The organism is Vandammella animalimorsus (assembly GCF_002288875.1).
Lineage (GTDB): Bacteria > Pseudomonadota > Gammaproteobacteria > Burkholderiales > Burkholderiaceae_C > Lampropedia > Lampropedia animalimorsus.
Genome location: NZ_NTBH01000001.1, coordinates 896,545 through 919,392 on the forward strand (window position 1 = coordinate 896,545; position 22,848 = coordinate 919,392).

Genomic DNA, 22,848 nt, shown 5'->3' on the forward strand with positions numbered 1-22,848 from the left:
GCGGGCGCGCGGCAAACGATGGTGAAACAACGACAAACCGCGCGCCAGAGTGGCGCGCGGCGGTACTGGGGACGGCACAGCAGCAATCCAGGCAGCGGGCCAATCAGCCCCCTGGGCGCTTCATCTGGCAGGTCGTGGGCGTGCTGGTCTCCTGCAGGCTGAAGTACTTGACCGGGTGCGAAGAGTAGCCGGTTTTTTCCATCGAATACGGCGCCTGCGGCGTGGCCTTGCTCCAGCGTGCCAGATACAGGCCCTGCTGCAGTTGGTGGTCGTCGCGGCGCATTTCGATTTCCTGATCGAAGCCCTTGACGCGCAACCCCTCCAAGGCCGCCGCCACCTTGACCGGGTCGGTCGATTGCGCCTTGGCCATGGCCCCGGAGAGCAGCGCATAGGCGTTGTAGACGCTGCCGGTGTACATGTCGCCGCCGGTGCGCTCCTGAAAGCCTTTGACGATCTCGCCCACCGCCCCCGGCAAATTCATGTGGCTGGTGCTCACGACATAGACCTTGCCCTCAGCTCCCGCCCCCATGGCCGTGGGCGAGCCGGTCACGCCAGCGTAATAAGTGAAGAACTTGACGTTCTCCAACCCTGCATCATTGGCCGCCTTGATCAGCAAGGCCAGATCCGAGCCCCAATTGCCCGTGACCACTGCATCGGCCCCCGAGGCGCGGATTTTGGCCACATAGGGCGCAAAGTCGCGCACCTGCGCCAGCGGGTGCAAATCCTCGCCAACGATCTCGATGTCCGGGCGCTTTTGCTTGAGCAAATCCTTGGCGTACTTGGCCACCTGGTGGCCATGCGCGTAGTTCTGGTTGATCAGAAACACCTTCTTCACCTCGGGCTGGGCCTGGATGAAATCGGTCATGGCCTTCATCTTCATCGAGGTGTCCGCATCCAAACGGAAATGCCAGTAACTGCACTTGGCATTGGTCAGGTCTGGATCCACGCCTGCATAGTTGATGAACAGCACCTCCTTGCCCGGATTGCGCGCGTTGTGGCGCTCCAGCGCCTCGATGATGGCCAGCGAAGCCCCCGAGCCATTGCCCTGCACCACATACCGGAAGCCCTGATCGATGGCCGCCTTGAGCAAACTGGCCGTCTCCTGCGGGCTGAGCTTGTTGTCAAAGCCCTGCACCTCAAACTTCACGCCCGCCGGATTGAGCTCAGGGTGGCTGTTGAAGTATTCGGCCACGTACTGAAAGCTCTTGATCTGGTTGTTGCCCACCGCTGCCATCAGACCGGAGAGCGGGTCGATCCAGGCGATCTTCACCGTCTCTCCTTGCTGAGCCAGAAGCGGCGCGCTACAGGCCAGAGCCGCGGCCAAAGTAGCGGTGCGAAGCGTGTTGTTCATGGCAAATACCTCCGTCGTTGTGTGAAGCCCATGGCATCCATGGGAATGCACACAGTATTAGCGTCACGTGGCAATGCAGGCATAAGGGCAAGCCCTAGGGCGCTGTCCCCCAGGTTACTGTGGGCTGCCCTCGCCTGAGAATGAGCGCAGCGCAAGAAGGCCCATGAGGATAATCTCAGAGACTTGGCGCAGAGCCTGCACGGAGGCACAGACCACCATCAATGGGCAGGCCAAACCATCGCCCCAATCCATACTGTGCACGCCAATATGATGGAGCCGTCTGATACAGCCATCAGCCCAAGTGCAACTGGGGTCGTAGCCCCGCGCGCGCAGCCAGCGTCACCAGTATGTCCAGGCTGAAATCCTCCACCTTGCCCTTGATCAGGCGCGAAACCCTGGGCTGCGTGATGCCCAAATGGCGAGCCGCTTCGGCCTGCGTCCAGCCTTTGTCCTTGAGGTGCTGAGCGGTCAGAATCATCACCTCTGCGCGCAGGCGCATCACCTCCGCCTCGGCCGGCTTGAAGCCCAAGTCGAGAAACACATTGCCGCTACCCTGTGTGCGGCTGGCATCCTCCCAGCGGGCGTCTTGTGTTTTTTTCATGGCTCACACTCCTATCGTTTTGTAACGCCTGGCGGCTAGGTCGAGATCGTACTGGGCTGTCTTCTGCGTCTTCTTCTGGAAGGCGTGCAGCACATAAACCGCATCGGCGTCTTGGGGGGGATTGGGGAGGGAGATTTTTCAAGAAGAGCGCTGCGCCGTGCCAACGCGCCAGTCCTGCGCCACCTGCTGCCGTGACCACAGACGCGCATACAGGCCGCCCAGCGCCAGCAGTTCGTCATGCCGCCCCTGCTCCACCACGCGTCCGTGATCCATCACCAGAATGCAGTCGGCGTGGCGCACGCTTTTGAGCCGGTGTGCAATCACGACCACTGTCCGGCCTTGCGCCAGTTCGGCAATGGCGCGCTGGAGCTGCGCTTCGGCCGACGGATCGACGCTGGCCGTGGCCTCGTCCAGCAGCAGCACCGGCGCGTCCTTGAGCAGGGCGCGGGCGATGGAGATGCGCTGGCGTTCGCCGCCGGACAGCGACGCGCCGCCTTCGCCGAGCACCGTGTCGTACCCATCGGGCAATGCACTGATGAAGTCATGCGCCTGAGCGCGCCGCGCGGCGGCGATGACTTCTTCCCGGCTGGCGTCGGGCCGACCGATGCGCAGGTTGTCGAGCACCGAACCGGAGAACAGCAGGACGTCCTGGAAAACCATCGCCACGTGGCGATGCAGCGCGTCGGTGCCGATCTCGCGCAGATCAGCGCCGCCGAGCCGAATCGCGCCCGCATCCACGTCCCACAGCCGGGCGATCAGATGCACCAGCGTGCTCTTGCCAGCGCCGCTCGGGCCAACGATTGCCGTCAGGCAGTTGGCCGCAATCTCGCATGACACATTGTCAAGAACGGCCGCGCCGCCTTGGCGATGCTCATATGCGAAGCGCACCTTGTCGAACACGATGTCATGGCCTTGCGGGACGGCCGCCTGTGCCGGTTCGGCCAAAGCCTGCTCGGCCAGCACGTTTTCGATACGCGCCAGAGCGCGCCGCGCAAAGCGCAGCAGCATGGCGGACAGCCCCACCTCGAACAATTGGCGGTACACCGGCAGCGCCAGCACCAGAAAGGCAATCAGCACCTCGGGCGAGAGCGTGCCGCCCGCAAGCCACCACGCGCCAGCCAGCACCAGACTGACATACCCCGTTTCCAGCAGAAAGCCGTAGGCCACCAGCCACGGCGCGGGTTTGGTTTCGGCTGCCAGCAGGGCCGCGTGATGTTCCTCCAGCGCGGCTTCAAGGCGTTGCCATGCATCGCCGAAGCGGCCGTAACCACGCACGACGGCGATGCCTTGCACATACTCCAGCAAGGCCGACTGCGCTGCGGCGTTGGCCGCCATCAGACGCTGGCCAGTGCGCGCCGCAACGTGCTGTGTCCAGGCCAGCGCCAACAGCGCCAACGGTATGCCAGCCAGCGCGATCAGGGCCAGCCGCCAGTCCAGCCACAGCAGAAACAGCATCAAAAAAGCGGGCATCGCCAGGCCCGAAACGAACACGCCAAGAAAGTGCGACCACAGGTTCTCGACCAGCGCCAGATCGGAAGTCAGTCGCGCGCTCAGGTCGCCGCCCCGCTGCTTGCCGAACCAGCCCATGGGCAGGCGGCGCAGGTGATCGGCAACACGCAGCCGCGCCTCGCCCATCATCGCGTAGGCGCCGCTGAACACCAGCGGCATGCCGACTGCGCCAGCGGCAATGCGCGCCAGCAGGCAGGCAGCCATCGCCGCCCCGTACCCCAGCGCAGTCGCCGATGTGATGCGGCCGGTAAACACCGCGTGCAGCAGCAGATAGAGCAATGGATATGGCGCGGCGGCGAACAGTCCTTCCACGACCGACCAGCGCAGGCCGCGCATCAGGCGCGGATCACGCGTGCCCGAGAGGCGAAAGCCCGACTGGACCAGTTCCCGGATCATGTTCCGGCCTCCCGCTGCGCCGCATCCGTGGGCATTGCCAGCGACCATTCCCTGACCTGTTCATGGTCGCGCCACAGGCGCTGGTAAGCGCTGCATTCGCGCAGCAAGGTTTCGTGCCTGCCCTGGCCTGCCACGCGGCCGGCCTCCATCACGACGATGTGGTCGGCATGCATGATCGTGTGCAGTCGATGGCCGATCATCAGCACCGTGCGATTCGCACACAGCGCATCCAGCGCTTGCTGGATCAAGGCTTCGTTCTCGGCGTCGACGCTGGCGGTTGCTTCGTCCAGCAAAAGAACGGGCGCGTCCTTGAGCAAGGCGCGGGCAATCGACAGCCGCTGGCGCTCGCCCCCCGAAAGGCGCGCGCCACGCTCGCCCAGCGGCGTGTCATAGCCCTGTGGCAAGGCCATGATGAAGTCGTGCGCGCAGGCGGCACGGGCGGCGGCCTCGATGGCCGCGTCGCTGGCTTCGGGCCGCGCGATCTTCAGGTTGTCGCGCACCGTGCCGTGAAACAGGAACACGTCCTGGAACACGATGGCCAGCTTCGCCAGCAGCGCATCGAGCGGCCATTCGCGCACATCCGCGCCGCCCACACGCAGGCTGCCGGAGTCGAACTCATACAGCCGCGCCACCAACCGCACCAGCGTACTCTTGCCGGAGCCGCTTGCCCCCACCAGCGCGGTCAATTGCCCGGCCTTGGCCTCGAAGCTCACCTCATCGAGCGCCAGCCGCTGGCCGTAGCGGTGGCACAGCTTCTCGAAGCGGATGTCCAGTGCGCCATCGGGCGCTTTCGCCGCACGGGATTGGTCCAGCGGCGGCGCAGCCAGCACGTCGCTGATACGGCGCATCGCTTCGGCGCGCTGCATCTGCTCGCCCATGGCGAAGGTCAAACGCAGCAATGGCGCGAGGACAGCCGGGGCCACCAGCAAAAACAGCACATAGGTGGGAGCGTCGAGGCTGCCGCGCGCATGCAGCCAAGCGCCGAAAGGCGCCACCACCACCAGATTGGCGGACAGCAATCCGGTGAACCACACCCATCCGCGCGCGCTCCCCCGGACATAGTCTTCCACCCAGCGCACCGCGCCACGCACGGCATCGGACAGCTCGCCGAACGAGCGCGCCGCAAGCCCGAAGCTCTTGACCACATGCACGCCGCGCACGTACTCCCCCACCTGGTTGGCAATGCGTTCTTGCAAGGCGCTCCACTCGCGCATGCGCTCGCCCATGCCACGCATCGACCCCCACTGCACCAGCAGAACCACCGGCAGCGGGCTGAGCGCGGCCAGCGCCATGCGCCAGTCGGCCACGAACAGCAGCACGGCCGCCGCCAGTGGCACGGCAGCGGCGGCTACCGCGTCGGGCACCATATGGGCGAAAAAGCCCTCCATGCTGTTCACATCATCGGTCAGCGTGCGGCGCATGCTGCCCGAGCCGCGCGCGGCAAAGAACGACAGCGGCACTTCTCCAAGACGCCGCGCCATCGCCATGCGCAGCCGGTGCTGGATGGCGAAAGCGCCGGTGTGCGCGAACACATGGCTGACCGCCATCAGCGCCCAGCGCAACAGCAACAACCCCATGGCCCACCAGGCCAGCCGCCGCACCGTGGCGATGTCGGGTTGCGCGCCGAACAATTCGACGCTGATGCGGTAGATGAACCAGAACGGCGCGATGCTCAGTGCCGCCGAAGCGACGGCAGTGATGACCGCCGATCCGAGCAGCCACGGCGCCACGCGCATCAGGCTACCAAAGCGCACGGGCGCAGGAATGGATTTTGGACCTGGCGATTCCGTGATCGATGGCTTCATGCCCGCCCCTCGGTCTGGAGAACCAGACGCGGCAGACACAGGGCGATCAGGACCAGCACAAGGCCCGCTGCGCCCCACACCAGTGCAAAAGCGTTGGCGTAGCCCAGCATCTGGCCCAGCCCGCCAATGGCGCCGATCGCCATGGCGTTGGCAATGTTTTCACCACATTGCATGGCCGTGAAATCCGTTCCTGGCGAGTGTGGCGAAGACCAGTTCATGAACACTGCCCAGACCGACACGAACAGCGCGCCCTCGAAGACCCCTTGCGTGCAAAAAGCCAGGTAGTAAGCCCATTGGGCATGAACGCCGCACCACTCCAGCCCCCAGGCCATCCCGAGCATCAGCGCCGCCATGGCAAAGCTCGCCAGCACCGCACGCCGATTGCCCAGCCGCTGCACCAGCGGAATGCCCAGAACGACGCCCCCGCATGCGGTCGCCAGCATCACGGCCATCTGGATATACCCGATGGCATCCAGACCCAGCCCCCGATCCACCAGCCAGGGCTGGATCAGGGTGCTGACGGCCGTACTGGGAAACTTGAACAGCAAAACCAGCGCCAGCGCCCACCCAAGATCACGATGGCGCAGCAGATCGCGCAGCCGAACCTTGGCGGCTGCACCGGCGCTTGAATCGACACATGAGCGGCCACTTGATTCGGCGCTGGCCAGCGGCGCCTGCCAGCGTTTGTCCAGCCAAAGCAGCACACCGATCAAGGCAATCAGACCGGCCAGAATCGCCATCGTGGCGCTCCAGCCCAAATGATCGTGAACGATCAACAATCCGCCGCCACCCAGCAGCATGCCGACGATGAAGCCTGCGATCTGGATCGCATTGGCCACGCCAGCGGCCTTGCCTTGCAGGCGCGATACGGCATAGGCATTGGTGGCGATATCCTGCGTGGCGCTGATGAAGTTGAGCGCAACCAGGCCAGCCAGCGCCAAGCCAAGGTGCGCGCCGATCGACAGCGGCATCAATGCCAGGCAAGTCAGCGCCGCAGCCGTCTGGCCGATGAAGATCACCCGCGGATAACGCCAACGGATGCAGGCATTGTCAATCCAGCTCGCCCACAGGAACTTGAGCGCCCAGGGCAGAATGGTCAGGCCGACCAGACCCACATGCGCCACGCTGTAGCCGCCAGCGCGGATGAGCGTCCCCAGTGCATAAAAAGCCAGCCCCGCTGGCAGGCCCTGGGTGATGTACATCAGCGCCAGCGCCCGGTACTCGCTGGCGCGCACGGCCGCCAGCGCCGCTGGCCCGCGTTCTTCCTCAGAAGTCATAGGCCAAGCGAACCCCCACGGTACGCGGCGCACCGGCAGTCACCAAAGTGCCGCCCCGGCCATCGCCAATCGCCCGGGTGAGGTATTTCGCGTCGGTCAGGTTCTTACCGTACAGGCCCATCGTCCAGTTGCCGCGATACCAGGACAGGTGCGCATCCACCAGCGTGTAGGCCTTGTCCGCCTGATCGTTGGCTTGCAGATAGACCTTGCCGATCCGGCGGGCGGCAACGCCCAGTTCCCAGTTTTCGGCAGGCCGCCAAACGGCGGACGCGCCAAAGCTGGTGCGCGGCGTTGCCGAGAACTGCCGACCCGCGTAGTCAGTGCCGCCACGCACATAGTCGTCATAAACCGCCTTGGCGTAACCCAAGTGGCCGCGCAGTTCCAGCGCGCGTGCTGGCCGCCAGGCGGCATCCAGTTCAATGCCCTGAATGTGCGAGCGTCCTGCGTTATCCGTCATCGTGGCGCCGCCCAGCCCCTCGATCACGACTTGCTGATTGCGCAGGCGGGAGTAGAAAGCCGCCGCACCAAATTCCCAGCGATGCTTGGCATCCTTGACCCGATAACCGATCTCGGCGTGATGGGCGTACTCGGGTTCGTAGGGGTTGCCGGCCGCTGCGGATTGGGTCGCATAGACGTTGAAACCTGCGGCCTTGTAGCCGCGCGACATCTTGAACCACGCAAACTGTTGCTCGTCGGGGCGGTATTCCAGCGCGAGCTGCGGCAACCACACCGTGTTGCTGACCTTGCGTTCCAGACTTTCGACCGAGCCGTTCTGGTTGCTGCTCCAGTCCATTTCACGGCGGTCTCGCGTCAAGCGCAGCCCGGCGCCCAGGCGCCAGCTCGGCGCGAAATGCCAGCCAGCTTCGCCAAACAGCGCCACCGTCGTGCCGTCCACCTGTGAGGCGGTGGCGCTGCGGAAGAACGGCGCGTAGTCGTACAAGTAGGGGCGATTCATGTCGGTACGCGAGGCATGAAAGCCAGCCATCCAGTCGAACGGGCTTTGTGCCGTGGCCTTGCGCTGGATGCGGGCTTCGGCGTTGTAACCCTTCAGCTTGAGATCGAAGCCGTTGGTGGCTCCGAGCAAGGAGACCGGCGTCCAGTAGCTCCACCGGGCATCGCTGGCGCCAACAGCCACGGTCAGGCGCGTATCGGCATCCAGCGGGCGGGTGTACTCGCCGCTGAACAAGGTGTAGCTGATGTCGTTGGTTCCGCTATCGCCTTCGACCGACTCCCGCTGTCCGGCGCCCGCCTGCCTGAGGAAAAAGTCGCTGCCGCCGTTGCGGTCCAAATGATGCAGACCCAACCGAAGCTCGCCGCCCGCATCATCATGGTGCAACAGCTTCAGGCGCGCGAAATTGCTGCCCCAGCCGCTTGTGTCCTTGCGGTTCAGCGTCACGTTTCTGACATGGCCATCACTTTCATCGCGCCCGGCCGTGATGCGTACCGCAGTCCGCTCCCCGAGCGGCACATCCAGCCCCAGACCGGCGCGCCGCCGGTTGGCAGTCCCGAAGTTGAGCTGTGCAGAACCGGCGAACGTCATGCCGGGATCCCGGCTGCGAATAGCGATCAGGCCGCCGATATTGCCCTGACCGTGCAGCAGGCTCTGCGGGCCGCGGAGGATTTCAACCTGCTCCAGATCGAACAGGTTTCCGATCACGCCGGTCAGCGGCAGCGGTACGCCGTCGATTTGCACCCCGATGCTGGCGACATCCGACTCTTCGTCGCCATTGCCCATGCCCCGGATAATGATGGTGCCCAGCCCGCCAACGAAATCGGTGAAATAGACGTTGGGCAGTTGCTGCGCCGCATCGTTCAGGTGTTGCAGGTCTTCGCGCTCGACCGCATCGCCATCAATCACACTCACGCTGGCAGGCGTGTCGAACGCGGTGGTTCCCCGCTTGGTGGCCGTGACGGTGACAGCCGGTAGCGTGGTGGCCTCCGACTCCCCATTGGCATCGCCGGTTTGCGCCCAGGCGCTCTGCGAAGCAAAAAGGGATAGCGACAACGATAAGGCGAGCGGTGTGCGTTTGTTGGATGTCATGATGAAAACCCGAGAAGAGTTGATCTATACCTCTTCAAATTTAGTGATTCTCATCCGCATCTGCGTACCCTCAAAGGCAGCCTTCATACCCGCAGCGGGAGTTTTTTATGTCGCTCAACTCATTCATCGACGTGGCGAGCTACCTGCCTTCCGCCAGCAAGCCATCGATTGACGCTTGGCCGGCTGGGCCACAACAAAGCGGCGCCCATGTCACCCGGTACGGCTTGTCTGCATTCGCCAGTCGCAGCGAATACCGGGAGCCCGTGCGCCTCACGGTGACGGACTCCGAGAACCGCCTGCATCTGTCGGTGTGGCTGCGCGATGGGCCGGACATCAACCTTGATGGCCGCCAATTCAGCGTATCTGGCCGCCAAACCGTGGTCGGCTATTTGCCGGATGTGCCCTGGAAAACCCAGTGGCGCGGCCGTGCGCATCAGGTTGGACTGCTGTTGCCCCTGGACTCGCTGCCGGAGCTGGCGGGTGAACAGGGTTTTCTGTTCGCCGAGCGATTGCGCCGCGCCAGCAATCTGCGTGTCGAGTCCGCACATGCCAAGGTGTTGCGCGCCGCCCATGAGCTCGATGGCATCCTGACTTCCACGGCAAGCAGCGCCCTGCTGCGCGAAGCCAAGAGTCTTGAATTGCTGGCCCTGCTGATCGACAGCGCCATCGATGACAGGCGCAACGTCTTTACCCGCGTCCAGCGCGAGCGCCTGGAACTGGCGCGCGCCCTGCTATTGGCGCGTATCGACTGCGCCCCCACCATTGCCGAGCTGGCCCGCGCCTGCGGCATGAACACATTCCAGCTCAAACAAGACTTCAAGCGCATGTTCGGCATGTCCGTGCATGCGCTTTATCAGCAAGAACGCATGCATCATGCATGGCAACTCATCGAGTCCGGCAAAACCAGTGCAGCAGAGGCAGGCCGACAAGTCGGATACACCAACCTGAGCCATTTTGGCGCAGCGTTCCAGAAACAGTTCGGAATACTTCCCGGCGAACTCAAGCGCCGGCCAATGGCGTAGATGAGGCGCTATCGGGCTTGAATCCAAGCCAATTATTGGAAAACGACATCTAGGGCCTGTTCACAAATTACTGTGGGCCGCTTGCAGCCTGCGGCGCGGCGCGCGGCGGGGCTGCGCCGCAGGCCCGCCTAAAATGCCCGCCCTCCCGCGTGAGACCTGCCAGCCGCCCAATTCCCACAAGCCATGACCTTGCCCCGCCTCAGCCCCGGCCGCCGCTACACCATGCCCATGCCCGTGGGCTCTGCCGACGCACTGCTGCTGTGCCAGCTGGCCGCGCGCGAAAAGGCCCAGGGCCGGCGCACGGCCGTCATCACTGCCGATGCGCGCGATGCGCTGCGCCTGCTGCGCGAGATGGCGTTCTTCGACCCATCGCTGGCGCTGGTGCTGTTCCCCGATTGGGAGACCTTGCCCTACGACAGCTTCTCGCCGCACCAGGATCTCATCAGCGAGCGCCTGGCCACGCTGTGGAGCATCCAGCAGGGCCAGGCCGATGTGCTGCTGATCCCGGCCACCACAGCGCTGTACCGGCTGGCGCCGCCGTCCTTCCTGGCTGGCTACACCTTCCAGTTCCAGACTGGCCAGCGCCTGGATGAGTCCAAGCTCAAGGCCCAGCTGACCATGGCCGGCTACCAGCATGTGGGCCAGGTCGTGGGGCCGGGCGAGTACGCCGTGCGCGGCAGCCTGATTGACCTATTCCCCAACGGCGCGACCCTGCCCTACCGCATCGACCTGTTCGATGACGAGATCGACTCCATCCGCACCTTCGACCCCGAAAGCCAGCGCAGCCTGCAGCCGGTCGAAGCCATCCGCCTGCTGCCCGGGCGCGAGTTCCCGATGGACGAGCCTGCGCGCCAACGCTTTCGCAGCCGCTGGCGCGAGCTGATGGAGGGCGACCCGACCAAGAGCCGCGTCTACAAGGACATGGGCAACGGCGTGGCCACGGCCGGCATCGAGTACTACCTGCCGCTGTTCTTCGAAGAGACCGCCACCGTATTCGACTACCTGGGCGAGCACACCACGCTGGCGCTGCACGGCGCGCTGGACGATGCGCTGCAGGTCTTCTGGCAGGACACGCAAGAGCGCCACCGTCTGCTGGCTCTGGACGAGGAGCGCCCGGCGCTGCCGCCTGCGGCGCTGTTTCTCTCCAGCGAGCAATTCTTCACGCTGTGCAAGCCACTGGCGCAACTGGCGCTGCGCCCAGCCGCTGACCAAGCCAGCGAGGACAGCGCGCAGCGCCACCGCACGGACTTCAGCGCCCTGCCCGACATTGCCGCCGTGCGCGGCGCAGCCGACCCACTGATGCGCCTGCAGTCACACCTGCGGACCACGCCCCAGCGCGTGCTGGTGCTGGCCGAAAGCGCCGGGCGGCGCGAAAGCCTGGCGGACTTTCTGCGCGCCAGCCAGCTGCCGGCGCCGGCCTTCGATTCGCTGGACGAATTCCAGGCCAGCGACGAAAAAATCGGCATTGCCACCAGCGCGCTGCAGCGCGGCTTCGGCTGGGGTGAAGGCTGCATCGACTTCGTCACCGAGACCGAGCTGTTCAACGCCCCGCCCACCACGCGCCGCCGCAGACGCCACGAGCAGGCCAGCAGCGTCGAGCACATGGTGCGCGACCTGGCCGAGCTGAAAGTCGGCGACCCTGTGGTCCATGCCCAGCACGGCATCGGCCGCTACCGCGGCCTGGTGAACATGGACATGGGCCAGAAAAACCCCGACGGCAGCGCTGCGCTGCAGGAGTTTTTGCATCTGGAATACGCCGGCCAGGCCGTGCTCTACGTGCCCGTGAGCCAGCTGCAGCAAATCAGCCGCTACAGCGGCGTGGCCGCCGACGAGGCGCCGCTGCACAAGCTCGGCTCCGGCCAGTGGGAAAAAGCCAAGCGCAAGGCTGCTGAGCAGGTGCGCGACACCGCCGCCGAGCTGCTCAACATCTACGCGCGCCGCGCCGCGCGCGAAGGCCATGCCTTCCGCCTGGACGCGGCCGAGTACGCCACTTTTGCCAAGGACTTTGGCTTTGAGGAAACGCCCGACCAGAAAGCCGCCATCGACGCCGTGATCGGCGACATGCTCAGCCCCCGGCCCATGGATCGCCTGGTGTGCGGCGACGTGGGTTTTGGCAAGACCGAGGTCGCGCTGCGCGCGGCCTTCGTGGCCGTGCTCGGCGGCAAGCAGGTGGCCTTTCTGGCCCCCACCACGCTGCTGGCCGAGCAGCACTACCAGACGCTGGCCGACCGCTTTGCCAAATGGCCCGTCAAGGTGGCGGAGATGAGCCGCTTTCGCACCACGCGCGAAATCAACGCCGCCGCCAAAGGGCTGGCCGATGGCTCGGTGGACATCGTCGTGGGCACGCACAAGCTGCTGTCCTCCTCCATCGACTTCAAGAACCTGGGCCTGCTCATCATCGACGAGGAGCACCGCTTTGGCGTGCGCCACAAAGAGGCCATGAAGGCGCTGCGCGCCGAGGTGGACGTGCTGACGCTGACGGCTACGCCCATCCCGCGCACCCTGGGCATGGCGCTGGAGGGGCTGCGCGAGCTCTCGGTCATCGCCACTGCGCCGCAAAAGCGCCTGGCCATCAAGACCTTCGTGCGCAGCGAGAGTCAGGGCGTGATCCGCGAGGCCGTGCTGCGCGAGCTCAAGCGCGGCGGGCAGGTGTACTTCCTGCACAACGAGGTCGAAACCATCGAGAACCGTCGCGAGCGCCTGCAGGAGCTGCTGCCCGAGGCGCGCATCGCCGTGGCCCACGGCCAAATGCCCGAGCGCGAGCTCGAGCGCGTCATGCGCGACTTCGTCGCCCAGCGCCACAACCTGCTGCTGTGCTCGACCATCATCGAAACCGGCATCGACGTGCCCACGGCCAACACCATCGTCATCAGCCGGGCCGACAAGTTCGGCCTGGCCCAGCTGCACCAGCTGCGCGGCCGCGTAGGCCGCAGCCACCACCAGGCCTATGCCTACCTGATGGTGCCCGACGTACAAAGCCTGACCCGCCAGGCCCAGCAACGCCTGGACGCCATCCAGGACATGGAGGAGCTGGGCAGCGGCTTTTACCTGGCCATGCACGATCTGGAAATCCGCGGCGCTGGCGAAGTGCTGGGCGAAAACCAAAGCGGCAACATCCTGGAGATCGGCTTTCAGCTCTACAACGAGATGCTGGCCGACGCCGTCAAAGCACTCAAGAGCGGCAAGGAGCCCGACTTGCTGGCCCCCATGCAGGCGGCCACCGAGATCAACCTGCACGTGCCCGCGCTGCTGCCCAACGATTATTGTGGCGACGTGCATCTGCGCCTGTCGTTCTACAAGCGCCTGGCCACCGCCGGCAGCCTGGAAGCCGTGGACGGCCTGCTCGAAGAAATCGTCGATCGTTTCGGCAAGCCGCCCGAGCAGGTGCAGGCGCTGATCGACACGCACCGCCTGCGCATCCTCTGCGAGCCCTATGGCGTGCAGAAAGTCGATGCCTCGCCCGCGGCCATCGTCATCAGCTTCCGCCCCAACCCGCCGGTGCAGCCGCTGCGCATCATCGAGCTGATCCAGAAAAACCGCCACATCAAGCTGGCCGGCAACGACCGGCTGCGCATCGAGCGCGAATTGCCCGCCCTCAAGGACCGCGTGCAAATGGTGCGCGACGTGCTGCGCAACCTGGGCGAGCCGCTGCCCCCTTCGCCTTCGCCATCAACTACTGCAGCCCAGGCGGCAGCTTGAGCGCCCATCCCTCTTGGCGCTCGGCTCGGCTCGGCGTTTGGCGTTTGGCCTTCAGAGCGCTTCGCTGCGGCGCTGCTGCACGCGCTGCATCAGCCGCTCATACACCAGCGGCGAGACCAGCGCCTGCACATCGCCGCCGAGCGTGGCGATCTCGCGCACATAGGTGCTGCTCACATGCTGGTATTGCTCGCCAGGGGCCATGAACAGGGTTTCCACATCCGGCATGAGCTTGCGGTTCATGCCCGCCAGCTGCACCTCGTAATCGAAGTCGGTCACGCCGCGCACGCCGCGCACCATCACTTGCGCGCCTTGTTCAACGACAAAGTCACGCATCAGCCCGGAGAAGCTGTGCACACTCAGCTGCGGCACATCGGCAAAGACACCTCTCACCATGTCCATGCGCTCCTGCAGCGTGAACAGGGTTTTCTTGTGGTGCCCGGCGGCCACGGCCACGATGAAACGATCGAACAGGCGCGCGGCGCGGCGGATCATCTCCTCATGGCCACGGGTGATGGGGTCAAAGGTACCGGGGAACACCGCCAGGATGGACGGAGGCTGAGACATGGACTTTCCTTTCTGAGCAAGAAAAACGGGCGCGCCGCGCGCCTTCCCTTGATCACAAGGCCGTCGCTGCCTGAGCCGCCGGGCGGCGGCGGTAGTGCACGAAGGCGTAGCGCACTGGCACGCCACCAGACTGCAGCGGAGCTTCGTGCCATTGGCGCGATTGCTCCTCGAAGGCGCTCCTCTCCCAGTCGGGAAAGTGCGTATCGCCTTCGATGTCGGCGTCGATCTCGGTCAGGTACAAATCATCGGCCAGCGCCAGGGTCTGGGCATAGATTTGCGCGCCGCCGACGACGAACACCGTGGCGCGCTCTGGCTCGGCCTGGCCGTGCGCCGCGCTGCCCGGCCCAGATGCGCCAGGGCCCGGCTGCGGCAACGGCAGGGCCAGCGCCTCCTGCACGCTGCCAGCCCAGAAAGCGCCCGCCGGCAAGGCCAGCGGCTGACGGGCGATGACGATGTGCTCGCGCCCAGGCAGCAGGCCCGGCAGCGACTCCCAGGTGCGGCGCCCCATGATGATGCGCCGCCCCATGGTCTGGCGCTTGAAATGACGCAGGTCTTCGGGCAGGTGCCAGGGCATGCCGCCATCGCGACCGATGGTGCCATTGGCCGCAACGGCGGCGATCAAGGCAATGCGGGGTTTCTGGGCAGTGGGGGACATGGCGTGGTGAGGGCAGTGGGCACACAAGCAAAAGATTGCCGCGGCAGGGCTTGGGCCTGAAATACAGCTGTCAGCTGAGCAGCGCGCAAGCATAACGGCATTTGCCAGCCAAGCAGCCCCAGCCGTGGCAGCGAAGCTGCAGCCAACTCTGCCGCCCATGGCAGCGCCTTTTTCAATCTTTCGCGTCAGCGTCTGCGCGGCAGAACTCCGCTACAGTGCGAGCCAATTTTCAGGGCCAGCGCGTGCCGCGCCGCCCATCTTCCAGCACTTTGCTTTGCCTATGTCCGACGCCCCTGCCCGCCGCACGCTGTCCCTGCCTGGCCAGCCCACCGCTGCAACGCCCAAGCGCAAGCCCACCCAGACCAACCGCCAGCCTGGCCCAGGCCGCCAAGGCGCCAACAAGCCACGCAGCGCCGCAGCGCGCAAAGCGGCAGGCAACGTCTGGCGCGCTGCAGGCAGCGCGCCCGCCGCCGCCAATGCGCAGCGCCAGCCACGCCAGCCCGAACGCAATGCCCCCGCAGCGCGGCCCGATGCGCGCATGGCCAATGCAAAGCCGAATGCAAAAGCGCACCGCACTGCACACACCGGTGCACGGCCAGGCACACGCTCCGACGCCACGACACGCGCTGGCGCACGGCCCCAAGCCCGGCCGGCCCCCCGCCCAGACGCCCGCCCAGACGCCCGCCCAGGCACACACGCCCGCGCCAAGGCCAATGCCCAGCCCGGCGCGCGCCCTGATACCGCGCAGCCATCCCGCCCTCGCTCCGCCCAAACCAGCGCAAGGCCCGCAACGCGCAAGGCCAGCCTCAAAAACAGCCCGACCACGCGCGCGCCCTCCACCAGCGCCCCAACTCAAGCTCAGCGGCGTCCTGCGCCCACCAGCCGCCCTGCAACTTCGCCAGCGCCGCAGCAGGCTGCAGCACCGGCCAACGCCGCCAACGGCGTCAACGGCACGCGCTTGAATAAATACCTGGCCGATGCGCAATGCTGCTCACGGCGTGAGGCCGATGCCTGGATCGAACGCGGCTGGGTGCGCATCAATGGCCAGGTGGCGCACATGGGCCAGCGCGTGCAGCCTGGCGACCAAGTCGATGTAGCGCCGGCCGCACGCCGCCACCAAGCGCAGCAACTCAGCATTGCGCTGCACAAGCCTGTGGGCTACGTCAGCGGCCAGGCCGAGGACGGGTATCTGCCCGCACTGAGCCTGATCACCGATGCCAACCATTGGGAGCAAGACCCGCAACACCGCCAGCGTGCGCCACGCAGCCTCAAGGGCTTTGCCCCGGCCGGGCGGCTGGACATCGACTCCACCGGCCTGCTGATCCTGACCCAGGATGGCCGCCTGGCGCGGCACATCATTGGCGAGCACAGCACGGTGGACAAGGAATACCTGGTGCGGGTGCGCTGCATCGGCCCCGATGGGCAAGGCATTGACAGCAATGTGCAGGCCCACGTGCCTGAGGCCGCGTTGCAGCGGCTGCGCCACGGCCTAGAGCTCGACGGCGTGGCATTGCAGCCGGCCCAGGTCGAGTGGCAAAACCCGGAGCAACTGCGCTTCGTGCTGCGCGAGGGCAGGAAGCGCCAGATCCGGCGCATGTGCGAGCAGGTCGGCCTGCAGGTCAGCGCCCTCAAGCGAGTGCGTATCGGCCGATTGACGCTGGGCCAGCTGCCGCCGGGCCAGTGGCGCTATCTGGGCCAGGACGAGCTTGTTTGAGCAGCGCCCTTGCCCCCATCAGCCAGCATCACCCGGCAAAGCATCGCCCCTGGTCAGTCACGCTGCCTCGTGGCAGGCAGGCCAACGGCGTCAAGGCCGTGCGCAGCCACTCCGGAAATTCCCGAGATTTGAATGGGGTTTTTGGACTTCTTCTTGCATTCTTAATAAAAATTATTATCATTAGCCTCATTGACAGCAAGACGAATGTTCTGTCGCTGCGGCTTCCTGGGTCTTACCCGGCGGCCAGGCCCAGCGCCTTGAACGGAACCCTTTCCCATGACCTCAGTCGCCATGAAGCCCTCGAACGAATCCGCCAGCCAAGCAGCACGCCACGTGCCCGCCGCCGCGCTGGACAGCCTGGAACTTCTCAAGGGACAGAAATCCGTCGCCATTCAGCACAACGGCTCCATCTATCGCTTGCAAGCCACCAAGCTGGGCAAGCTCATCTTGACCAAGTAAGACAAACTGCAGCCGACCGCCTTGCACTGGTCAGTGCACTGCAGCATTCTCAAGCACCAACCCAAACACCAACCGTTTCATCGTGGGGCGACCAAGAGTTCAACACTCAGGACTCAAACAGGTCGTTTTTGCCAGCCAAGGGCGCGCAGACATGCGCATCTGGTAGCCAGGCTTTTTTTGATGAAACCCCTGCCCTCGTCCCTTGCTTTTGAAGGGACAGGCGCCACCAGTCATCGTGGGGCGACCAGGCTTTTGACAAAGCCATTCAGGTCGTTTTTGCCAGCCAAGCGCCCAGGCCCTGCCCGGCGCGCACTAGCCAGGCTTTTTTTCCCACTCTCTCACTTCCTTCTTCTTTCGCTTTGTTGCCGCTTGCCGCAAGGGCTCAGGCGTGCAGGTAATCCCACTTGCCGCCCAGCCAGCGCTGCATGTGGCGCTCGGCCAGTTGCGGGTGCTGCGTCAGCATCAGCGGCGCCAGTTGGCGCGCCCATTCGAGCAAGTGGCCATCGCTGTCCAAGTCAGCAAAGCGCAGCAGCGCCGCGCCGGATTGGCGTGCGCCCATGAATTCGCCCGGGCCGCGAATTTGCAGGTCGCGCCGTGCGATCTCGAAACCGTCATTGGTCTCGGCCATGGCGCGCAGGCGCTCCTTGGCGGTGTCGCTGAGCTGGCCGCTCTCGCCCGTCGCATACAGCAAGATGCAGGCCGATTGCGTGCTGCCGCGCCCAACGCGGCCACGCAGCTGGTGCAGCTGCGACAGGCCGAAGCGCTCGGCATGCTCGACCACCATCAGCGAGGCATTGGGCACGTCCACGCCAACCTCGATCACTGTCGTGGCCACCAGCAGCGCAATCTCGCCCGCGGCAAAGCGCGCCATCACCGCTTGCTTGTCGGCCGCCGCCATGCGCGAGTGCAGCAGGCCCACGGCCACGCCCGGCATGGCCGCCTGCAAATCCTCATACGTGGCCGTGGCATTGGATAAATCCAGCGCCTCGCTTTCCTCGATCAGCGGGCAAACCCAGTAGGCCTGCCGTCCCTGGGCCAGCTGGCGGGCCAGGCGCTCGATCAGCTCTTCGCGCCGCCCTTCGACAATCAGCCGCGTCAGCACCGGGCTGCGCCCGGGCGGCAGCTCGTCGATGGTGGAGACGCTCAGATCGGCGTAGTACGTCATGGCCAGCGTGCGCGGGATGGGCGTGGCCGACATCATCAGCATGTGCGGCTCCAGCACGGGTTGCGCTTGGCCCGCCGGTGTCCCCCGGGCCCCAGCGGCCGCTGGGGCGGCGGCCAGATCGCCTGCCGGGATGCGGTTGCGCAGCCGCAGGCTCAGGCGCTGCTGCACACCAAAGCGGTGCTGCTCGTCGATCAGCACCAGCCCCAGTCGCTGAAAGCTCACATGCTCCTGCAGCACGGCATGCGTGCCCACCACCAATGCTGCCTGACCGCTGGCGATGGTCTGCAGCATGTGCTCGCGCTGTTTTTTCTTTTGCGTGCCCGCCAACCAGGCCACGCTCAGGCCGCGCGCGGCCAACAGCGGCGTGAGCCAATCGGCCAGCTTGCGAAAGTGCTGCTCGGCCAGGATTTCCGTGGGAGCCACCAGCGCGCATTGCCAGCCGGCATCGATGCACACACAGGCCGCCAGCGCCGCCACTACCGTCTTGCCCGAGCCCACATCGCCCTGCAGCAGGCGGTGCATGGGGGTGCTGCGGGCCAGGTCCTGCGCAATCTCCCGCACCACGCGCTGCTGCGCCGCCGTCAGCGCAAACGGGATTTGCGCCAGCAGCTGCTGCGCCAATGTGGCCTTGGCCTCGCCGCCCTCACCGCCCGGCTCAGGCCGCAGCGGCGGCGCCAGGCGCTGCGCCCGCGCCTGGCGAATGCGGCATTGCGAGAGCTGCTGCGCCAGCAACTCCTCAACCTTCAGGCGCTGCCAGGCCGGATGGTGGCGATCCTCCAATGTCTGCAAGGCCACGTCGGGCGAAGGATGATGCAGAAACTGCAGCGCCTGGCGCAGCAGCCACCACTGCCCGCCGGCCACCGGCGGCGGCCCCAGCGCGGCAAACACCTCTGCAGGCAAGGTTTCATCCAGCGTCATGCGGTGCAGCGCCGTGGCGATCATGCGGCGCAAATAGGCCTGCGGCAGCCCCTTGCCAACGGGGTAGACCGGCGTGAGCGCCTGCGGCAGCGGCGCGTCACTCTTGCGCAACTGGGGATGCACCATCTCGCGCCCCCAGAAACCGCCACGCATCTCGCCATGCACGCGCAGGCGCTTGCCCGGCGCCATGGCCTTGTGCTGCGAAGGGTAGAAATGCAAAAAGCGCAACTGGCAGCTGCCGCTGGCGTCCTCAATCGCCACCACCAGCTGGCGGCGCGGCTGCAGCTGCACCTCACAGGCCAGCACCGTGCCCTCGATCAGCACCGCCTGCCCTTGTCGGGCCTGGGCAATGGGCACGATGCGCGTCTCGTCCTCATAGCGCAGCGGCAGGTGCAGCACCAGATCCACATCACGCTGCAGGCCGAGTTTGTCCAGGGCTTTTCGGATGGCTGGTGTCATATCCCGTGCAACAAGAAAGGCTGCGAAAGCTCCGGCCAGCCTCTGTTTCCCCCTCGCTCGATGATGCTGCCCAACGAAAAATGGGGCTACGCCAAAGACGTAGCCCCATCAAGTCAGTGGTCGGAGCGGCGGGATTCGAACTCGCGACCCTCTGCTCCCAAAGCAGATGCGCTACCAGGCTGCGCTACGCTCCGACTAAAGCGCGCATTCTAATACGAAAAATCCGCCCAGCGCCAGCTAGGCGGGCGCAGCCGGCATGCGCAGGCTGGCGCTCCGACTGATTCCCTCAACAACCTGCTGCGCCCTAGCCCGTGCCCGTATACTGCCTTGCAGCCATGGTTGCTGCCGTGGGCTGCAACAGGCCGCACGGCGCTTGCCAGCAGGCCTTTTGCATGCAGCCATCGCGGCAGGCCGCAGCCAGAGACTGTTTGACTCACCATTCCAAGGAGCCACTTTTATGTACCAACACATCCTGATTCCCACCGACGGGGGCGAGCTGTCGCAAAAGGCCGTGGCGCACGGCTTTGATCTGGCCAAGCTCTGCGGTGCGCGGGTCACGATCCTGACTGTCACGCCCAGCTACCCCGTCACCTACATGGAAGGCAGCGTGGCGTCGAACCGCGAGTTCGCTGAAAGCAGCGAGCGCCAGTGGCGCGAAGATGCCAAGAAAGCCATGGAAAAGGTGCTGGAGCAAGGCAAGGCCATGGGCGTGCAAACCGATGTGCAGGTACTCAGCGGCGACAGCATCTCCGACCTGATCTTGCAGGCCACGCAGGAGCAGCATGCCGACCTGATCGTCATGGCCTCGCACGGCCGCAAGGGCATTGCCCGCCTGCTGCTGGGCAGTGAAACCCAGCACGTGCTCACTGGCGCCAAAGTGCCTGTTCTGGTGCTGCGCTAATGCATCTGGCCGCCTGCGGGCGGCTTGTTCGTTTGTGTTCCATGCCCATCTTGCCGATGGGCATTTTTGCGATGGTCAGTTCTACATCCGAACCACCCCGGCAGGCGCCCGATGCCAATGCCAATTCCGATGGCGCACGCTGCACCCAGCCCCCTGCCGCTGCCGGCGCAGCGCGCCCCCAGGCCTTGCGCGGCATCCGCGTCGTGGAGTTCAGCCACATGGTCATGGGCCCGGCCTGCGGCTTGGTGCTGGCCGACCTGGGCGCGGAAGTCTTCAAGGTCGAGCCCATCGAGGGCGATGGCACGCGCACGCTGCTGGGCGCAGGCGCGGGGTTTTTCCCGCTGTTCAATCGCAACAAGCACAGCATCGGCATCGACCTGAAAGACCCGGCCGGCCTGGAAATCGCGCTCAAGCTCTGCGCCACGGCCGATGTGGTGCTGCACAACTTCCGCCCGGGCGTGCTGCAGCGCCTGGGGCTGGACTATGCCAATCTGCGCCGCCTCAACCCTGGGCTGGTCTACGTCAACCTCAGCGGCTTTCTGCCTGGCCCCTATGAGCACCGCACGGCGCTGGACGAAGTGGTGCAGATGATGGGCGGCCTGGCCTACATGACCGGCCGCCCCGGCGATCCGCTGCGCGCTGGCAGCAGCGTCAACGACATCATGGGCGGCATGTTCGGCGCCATCGGCGCGCTGGCCGCACTGCTGCAGCGCCAGCACACCGGCCAGGGGCAGGAGGTTGACGCGGCGCTGTTCGAGAACAACGTCTTTCTCGTCGGCCAGCACATGATGCAGTACGAGATCACCGGCCAGCCGGCCCGCCCCATGCCAGAGCGAACCTCACCCTGGGCGGTGTACGACATCTTCACCGTCCAGGGCGGCGAGCAAATCTTTTTGTGCGCCGTCAGCGATGCCCACTGGCAAAGCCTGTGCACGGCCTTCGGCTGGCACGATTGGCTGGCCGATGCGCAGCTGGCCAGCAACAACGCGCGCGCCCGTGCGCGCCCATGGCTGCTGCCGGCGCTGCGCGAGCGCCTGCAAGACCACAGCGCCGCCGACATCGCCGCGCGCTTCGAGGCCCACGCCCTGCCCTACGCACACATCGTGCGCCCCGAGCAGCTGCTGGACGACCCACACCTGCAGGCCACGCAGGGGCTGGAGCCCATCACCCTGGTCGATGGCGAGCGCGCCGGCCAGCGCGCGCACGCTGCGCTACTGCCGCTGCGCATGGACGGCCAACGCCTGCGCACCTACCAGAACCCGCCCCAATTGGGCGAGCACACGCAGGCCATCCTGCAATCGCTGGGCCTGGACGCAGCGCACATCGAACATCTGCGCGCCCAGCGCAGCGTGCGTTGAGAATCCCCGCCCATCCGCCATCCCCCGATGAAAAAAGCCGACATCCCGCTGTTCTTCGCCACCTTGCAGGCGGCCAACCCGCACCCGCAGACCGAGCTCGAATACGGCAGCCACTTCCAGCTGCTGGCGGCTGTGCTGCTCTCCGCCCAGGCCACCGATGCCGGCGTCAACAAAGCCACGCGCCGCCTGTTCCCCGTGGCCGGCACGCCCCAGGCCATGCTCGATCTGGGCCTGGCCGGGCTGGAAGAGCACATCAAAACCATCGGCCTTTACCGCAGCAAAGCCAAGAACCTGCTGGCCACCTGCGCCATCCTGGTAGAGCGCTATGGCGGCCAGATCCCGCGCACGCGCCAAGAGCTGGAGCAACTGCCGGGCGTAGGCCGCAAAACCGCCAACGTGGTGCTCAACGTGGCCTTTGGCGAACCCACCATGGCGGTGGACACGCACATCTTCCGCGTCAGCAACCGCACCGGGCTGGCGCCGGGCAAAAACCCGCTGGAAGTCGAGCAACGCCTGCTGCAGCGCGTGCCCCAGGAATACGCGCTGCATGCCCACCACTGGCTGATCCTGCTGGGCCGCTACGTCTGCCAGGCGCGCAAGCCGCGCTGCTGGGAGTGCCGCGTCAGCGCCTGGTGCGATTACCGCCCCAAAACCCCGCCGCCCGCCTAGCTGTAGTTTCTCAACACGTTGTACCCGCAAAGTCAGCCAAACAGCGGGAGGCAAGTGCTCAGTGCCGAGTGAAGCCGATGGATGTTGTGATGAAGCATCCAAGGTGCCAGCTCGCCCGCACGATGCGTTGGGCTGAGCTTGGATACCACCGCATACACATAAGCCCATTCGCGCAGCAGCATCTGGATGAAGCGCTCGGCCTTGCCATTGGTTCTGGGTTTATAGGGCTTGGGCAGCGCACAGATGCTTGGTCTTCAATCGCAGCAGCAGCCTGGCAAAACGCCG

The 22,848-nt window shown here is 65.6% G+C and carries 19 protein-coding genes, 1 tRNA gene and 1 pseudogene; 9 read left to right on the forward strand and 12 right to left on the reverse strand.

All coding sequences use genetic code 11. The features are described 5' to 3' along the window. Positions 1-103 precede the first annotated feature (103 nt). From CLI93_RS03780 to CLI93_RS03810, 7 genes are all read right to left on the reverse strand, one after another. The gene (locus CLI93_RS03780) at positions 104-1,351 is read right to left on the reverse strand and encodes a branched-chain amino acid ABC transporter substrate-binding protein (RefSeq protein ID WP_095542764.1); all 1,248 of its coding nucleotides are present in this window, start codon (positions 1,349-1,351) and stop codon (positions 104-106) included. Positions 1,352-1,643: 292 nt separating this feature from the next. Continuing rightward, complete coding sequence (locus CLI93_RS03785) at positions 1,644-1,952, reverse strand: helix-turn-helix domain-containing protein (RefSeq protein WP_095542763.1); 309 nt, start codon at positions 1,950-1,952, stop codon at positions 1,644-1,646. A gap of 3 nt (positions 1,953-1,955) precedes the next feature. Further along, the gene (locus tag CLI93_RS03790; RefSeq protein ID WP_095542762.1) at positions 1,956-2,087 is read right to left on the reverse strand and encodes a type II toxin-antitoxin system RelE/ParE family toxin; all 132 of its coding nucleotides are present in this window, start codon (positions 2,085-2,087) and stop codon (positions 1,956-1,958) included. Between the two features lie 3 nt (positions 2,088-2,090). Beyond that, positions 2,091-3,857, reverse strand: a complete 1,767-nt coding sequence (locus CLI93_RS03795) for an ABC transporter ATP-binding protein (RefSeq protein ID WP_095542761.1) — start codon at positions 3,855-3,857, stop codon at positions 2,091-2,093. Further along, a complete protein-coding gene (locus tag CLI93_RS03800) occupies positions 3,854-5,611 on the reverse strand; it encodes an ABC transporter ATP-binding protein (protein WP_238945846.1) in 1,758 nt (585 codons plus the stop codon). Before CLI93_RS03800 ends, CLI93_RS03795 begins: the two co-directional genes overlap by 4 nt. 47 nt (positions 5,612-5,658) lie before the next feature. Beyond that, positions 5,659-6,939 (reverse strand): MFS transporter, encoded by a 1,281-nt coding sequence (locus tag CLI93_RS03805; RefSeq protein WP_095542760.1) that lies wholly within the window; start codon positions 6,937-6,939, stop codon positions 5,659-5,661. Next, complete coding sequence (locus CLI93_RS03810) at positions 6,929-8,980, reverse strand: TonB-dependent receptor (RefSeq protein ID WP_095542759.1); 2,052 nt, start codon at positions 8,978-8,980, stop codon at positions 6,929-6,931. The genes CLI93_RS03805 and CLI93_RS03810 overlap by 11 nt, the downstream gene beginning before the upstream one ends. Position 8,981: 1 nt before the next feature. Here CLI93_RS03810 and CLI93_RS15085 point away from each other — a divergent pair, with 1 nt between their 5' ends. The 3 genes from CLI93_RS15085 (at position 8,982) to mfd (ending at position 13,701) form a co-directional block, all read left to right on the forward strand. Further along, a complete protein-coding gene (locus CLI93_RS15085; RefSeq protein ID WP_172425519.1) occupies positions 8,982-9,152 on the forward strand; it encodes a hypothetical protein in 171 nt (56 codons plus the stop codon). Positions 9,153-9,204: 52 nt separating this feature from the next. Beyond that, a complete protein-coding gene (locus tag CLI93_RS03815) occupies positions 9,205-10,002 on the forward strand; it encodes a helix-turn-helix transcriptional regulator (protein ID WP_172425520.1) in 798 nt (265 codons plus the stop codon). A 183-nt stretch (positions 10,003-10,185) separates the two neighbouring features. Next, on the forward strand, positions 10,186-13,701 hold the full coding sequence (gene mfd / locus CLI93_RS03820; RefSeq protein WP_095542757.1) for a transcription-repair coupling factor: 3,516 nt from the start codon (positions 10,186-10,188) through the stop codon (positions 13,699-13,701). Positions 13,702-13,752: 51 nt separating this feature from the next. On the opposite strand, the gene coaD is transcribed toward mfd, so the two are convergent. Together coaD and CLI93_RS03830 are read right to left on the reverse strand one after the other, a co-directional pair. Beyond that, a complete protein-coding gene (coaD, locus tag CLI93_RS03825; RefSeq protein ID WP_095542756.1) occupies positions 13,753-14,265 on the reverse strand; it encodes a pantetheine-phosphate adenylyltransferase in 513 nt (170 codons plus the stop codon). A gap of 52 nt (positions 14,266-14,317) precedes the next feature. After that, positions 14,318-14,920 (reverse strand): dihydrofolate reductase, encoded by a 603-nt coding sequence (locus CLI93_RS03830; protein WP_095542755.1) that lies wholly within the window; start codon positions 14,918-14,920, stop codon positions 14,318-14,320. A 538-nt stretch (positions 14,921-15,458) separates the two neighbouring features. On the opposite strand from CLI93_RS03830, the pseudogene CLI93_RS15655 reads away from it, so the two are divergent. The 3 genes and pseudogenes from CLI93_RS15655 to hemP all read left to right on the forward strand — a co-directional run. After that, positions 15,459-15,950, forward strand: a pseudogene (locus tag CLI93_RS15655) (hypothetical protein); the annotation flags it as partial. A 27-nt stretch (positions 15,951-15,977) separates the two neighbouring features. Next, entirely contained in the window at positions 15,978-16,634 is a 657-nt protein-coding gene (locus tag CLI93_RS15660) for a pseudouridine synthase (protein WP_476726706.1), read from the forward strand. A gap of 291 nt (positions 16,635-16,925) precedes the next feature. Continuing rightward, positions 16,926-17,093: a hemin uptake protein HemP gene (hemP, locus tag CLI93_RS03840; RefSeq protein WP_238944989.1), complete on the forward strand. Its 168-nt coding sequence runs from the start codon at positions 16,926-16,928 to the stop codon at positions 17,091-17,093. 382 nt (positions 17,094-17,475) lie between these two features. On the opposite strand, the gene recG is transcribed toward hemP, so the two are convergent. Both recG and CLI93_RS03850 read right to left on the reverse strand, forming a co-directional pair. Continuing rightward, positions 17,476-19,635 carry an ATP-dependent DNA helicase RecG gene (gene recG, locus CLI93_RS03845; protein ID WP_095542753.1) on the reverse strand — a complete coding sequence of 720 codons (2,160 nt, stop codon included), beginning with the start codon at positions 19,633-19,635 and terminating at the stop codon, positions 17,476-17,478. Positions 19,636-19,752: 117 nt separating this feature from the next. Then, positions 19,753-19,829, reverse strand: a tRNA-Pro gene (locus CLI93_RS03850). A 263-nt stretch (positions 19,830-20,092) separates the two neighbouring features. Here CLI93_RS03850 and CLI93_RS03855 point away from each other — a divergent pair. The 3 genes from CLI93_RS03855 (at position 20,093) to nth (ending at position 22,563) form a co-directional block, all read left to right on the forward strand. Beyond that, positions 20,093-20,536 carry a universal stress protein gene (locus tag CLI93_RS03855; protein ID WP_095540574.1) on the forward strand — a complete coding sequence of 148 codons (444 nt, stop codon included), beginning with the start codon at positions 20,093-20,095 and terminating at the stop codon, positions 20,534-20,536. Positions 20,537-20,754: 218 nt separating this feature from the next. Beyond that, positions 20,755-21,894, forward strand: a complete 1,140-nt coding sequence (locus CLI93_RS03860) for a CaiB/BaiF CoA transferase family protein (RefSeq protein WP_238945852.1) — start codon at positions 20,755-20,757, stop codon at positions 21,892-21,894. 27 nt (positions 21,895-21,921) lie between these two features. Beyond that, complete coding sequence (nth, locus tag CLI93_RS03865) at positions 21,922-22,563, forward strand: endonuclease III (RefSeq protein WP_095542752.1); 642 nt, start codon at positions 21,922-21,924, stop codon at positions 22,561-22,563. 32 nt (positions 22,564-22,595) lie between these two features. Here the strand turns inward: nth and CLI93_RS03870 are convergent, their stop codons facing one another. Next, positions 22,596-22,808, reverse strand: a complete 213-nt coding sequence (locus CLI93_RS03870; RefSeq protein WP_095542751.1) for an integrase core domain-containing protein — start codon at positions 22,806-22,808, stop codon at positions 22,596-22,598. Positions 22,809-22,848 lie beyond the last annotated feature (40 nt).

What these genes read in the sequence shown, in the direction of transcription:
- mfd (WP_095542757.1), top strand. Translation starts at nt 10,186, where the DNA reads ATGACCTTGCCCCGCCTCAGCCCCGGCCGCCGCTACACCATGCCCATG.
- CLI93_RS03805 (WP_095542760.1), bottom strand. Translation starts at nt 6,939, where the DNA reads ATGACTTCTGAGGAAGAACGCGGGCCAGCGGCGCTGGCGGCCGTGCGC.
- CLI93_RS15085 (WP_172425519.1), top strand. Translation starts at nt 8,982, where the DNA reads ATGAAAACCCGAGAAGAGTTGATCTATACCTCTTCAAATTTAGTGATT.
- CLI93_RS03785 (WP_095542763.1), bottom strand. Translation starts at nt 1,952, where the DNA reads ATGAAAAAAACACAAGACGCCCGCTGGGAGGATGCCAGCCGCACACAG.
- CLI93_RS03780 (WP_095542764.1), bottom strand. Translation starts at nt 1,351, where the DNA reads ATGAACAACACGCTTCGCACCGCTACTTTGGCCGCGGCTCTGGCCTGT.
- CLI93_RS03860 (WP_238945852.1), top strand. Translation starts at nt 20,755, where the DNA reads ATGGTCATGGGCCCGGCCTGCGGCTTGGTGCTGGCCGACCTGGGCGCG.
- nth (WP_095542752.1), top strand. Translation starts at nt 21,922, where the DNA reads ATGAAAAAAGCCGACATCCCGCTGTTCTTCGCCACCTTGCAGGCGGCC.
- coaD (WP_095542756.1), bottom strand. Translation starts at nt 14,265, where the DNA reads ATGTCTCAGCCTCCGTCCATCCTGGCGGTGTTCCCCGGTACCTTTGAC.
- CLI93_RS03795 (WP_095542761.1), bottom strand. Translation starts at nt 3,857, where the DNA reads ATGATCCGGGAACTGGTCCAGTCGGGCTTTCGCCTCTCGGGCACGCGT.
- CLI93_RS15660 (WP_476726706.1), top strand. Translation starts at nt 15,978, where the DNA reads ATGGGCCAGCGCGTGCAGCCTGGCGACCAAGTCGATGTAGCGCCGGCC.
- hemP (WP_238944989.1), top strand. Translation starts at nt 16,926, where the DNA reads ATGAAGCCCTCGAACGAATCCGCCAGCCAAGCAGCACGCCACGTGCCC.
- recG (WP_095542753.1), bottom strand. Translation starts at nt 19,635, where the DNA reads ATGACACCAGCCATCCGAAAAGCCCTGGACAAACTCGGCCTGCAGCGT.
- CLI93_RS03810 (WP_095542759.1), bottom strand. Translation starts at nt 8,980, where the DNA reads ATGACATCCAACAAACGCACACCGCTCGCCTTATCGTTGTCGCTATCC.
- CLI93_RS03830 (WP_095542755.1), bottom strand. Translation starts at nt 14,920, where the DNA reads ATGTCCCCCACTGCCCAGAAACCCCGCATTGCCTTGATCGCCGCCGTT.
- CLI93_RS03855 (WP_095540574.1), top strand. Translation starts at nt 20,093, where the DNA reads ATGTACCAACACATCCTGATTCCCACCGACGGGGGCGAGCTGTCGCAA.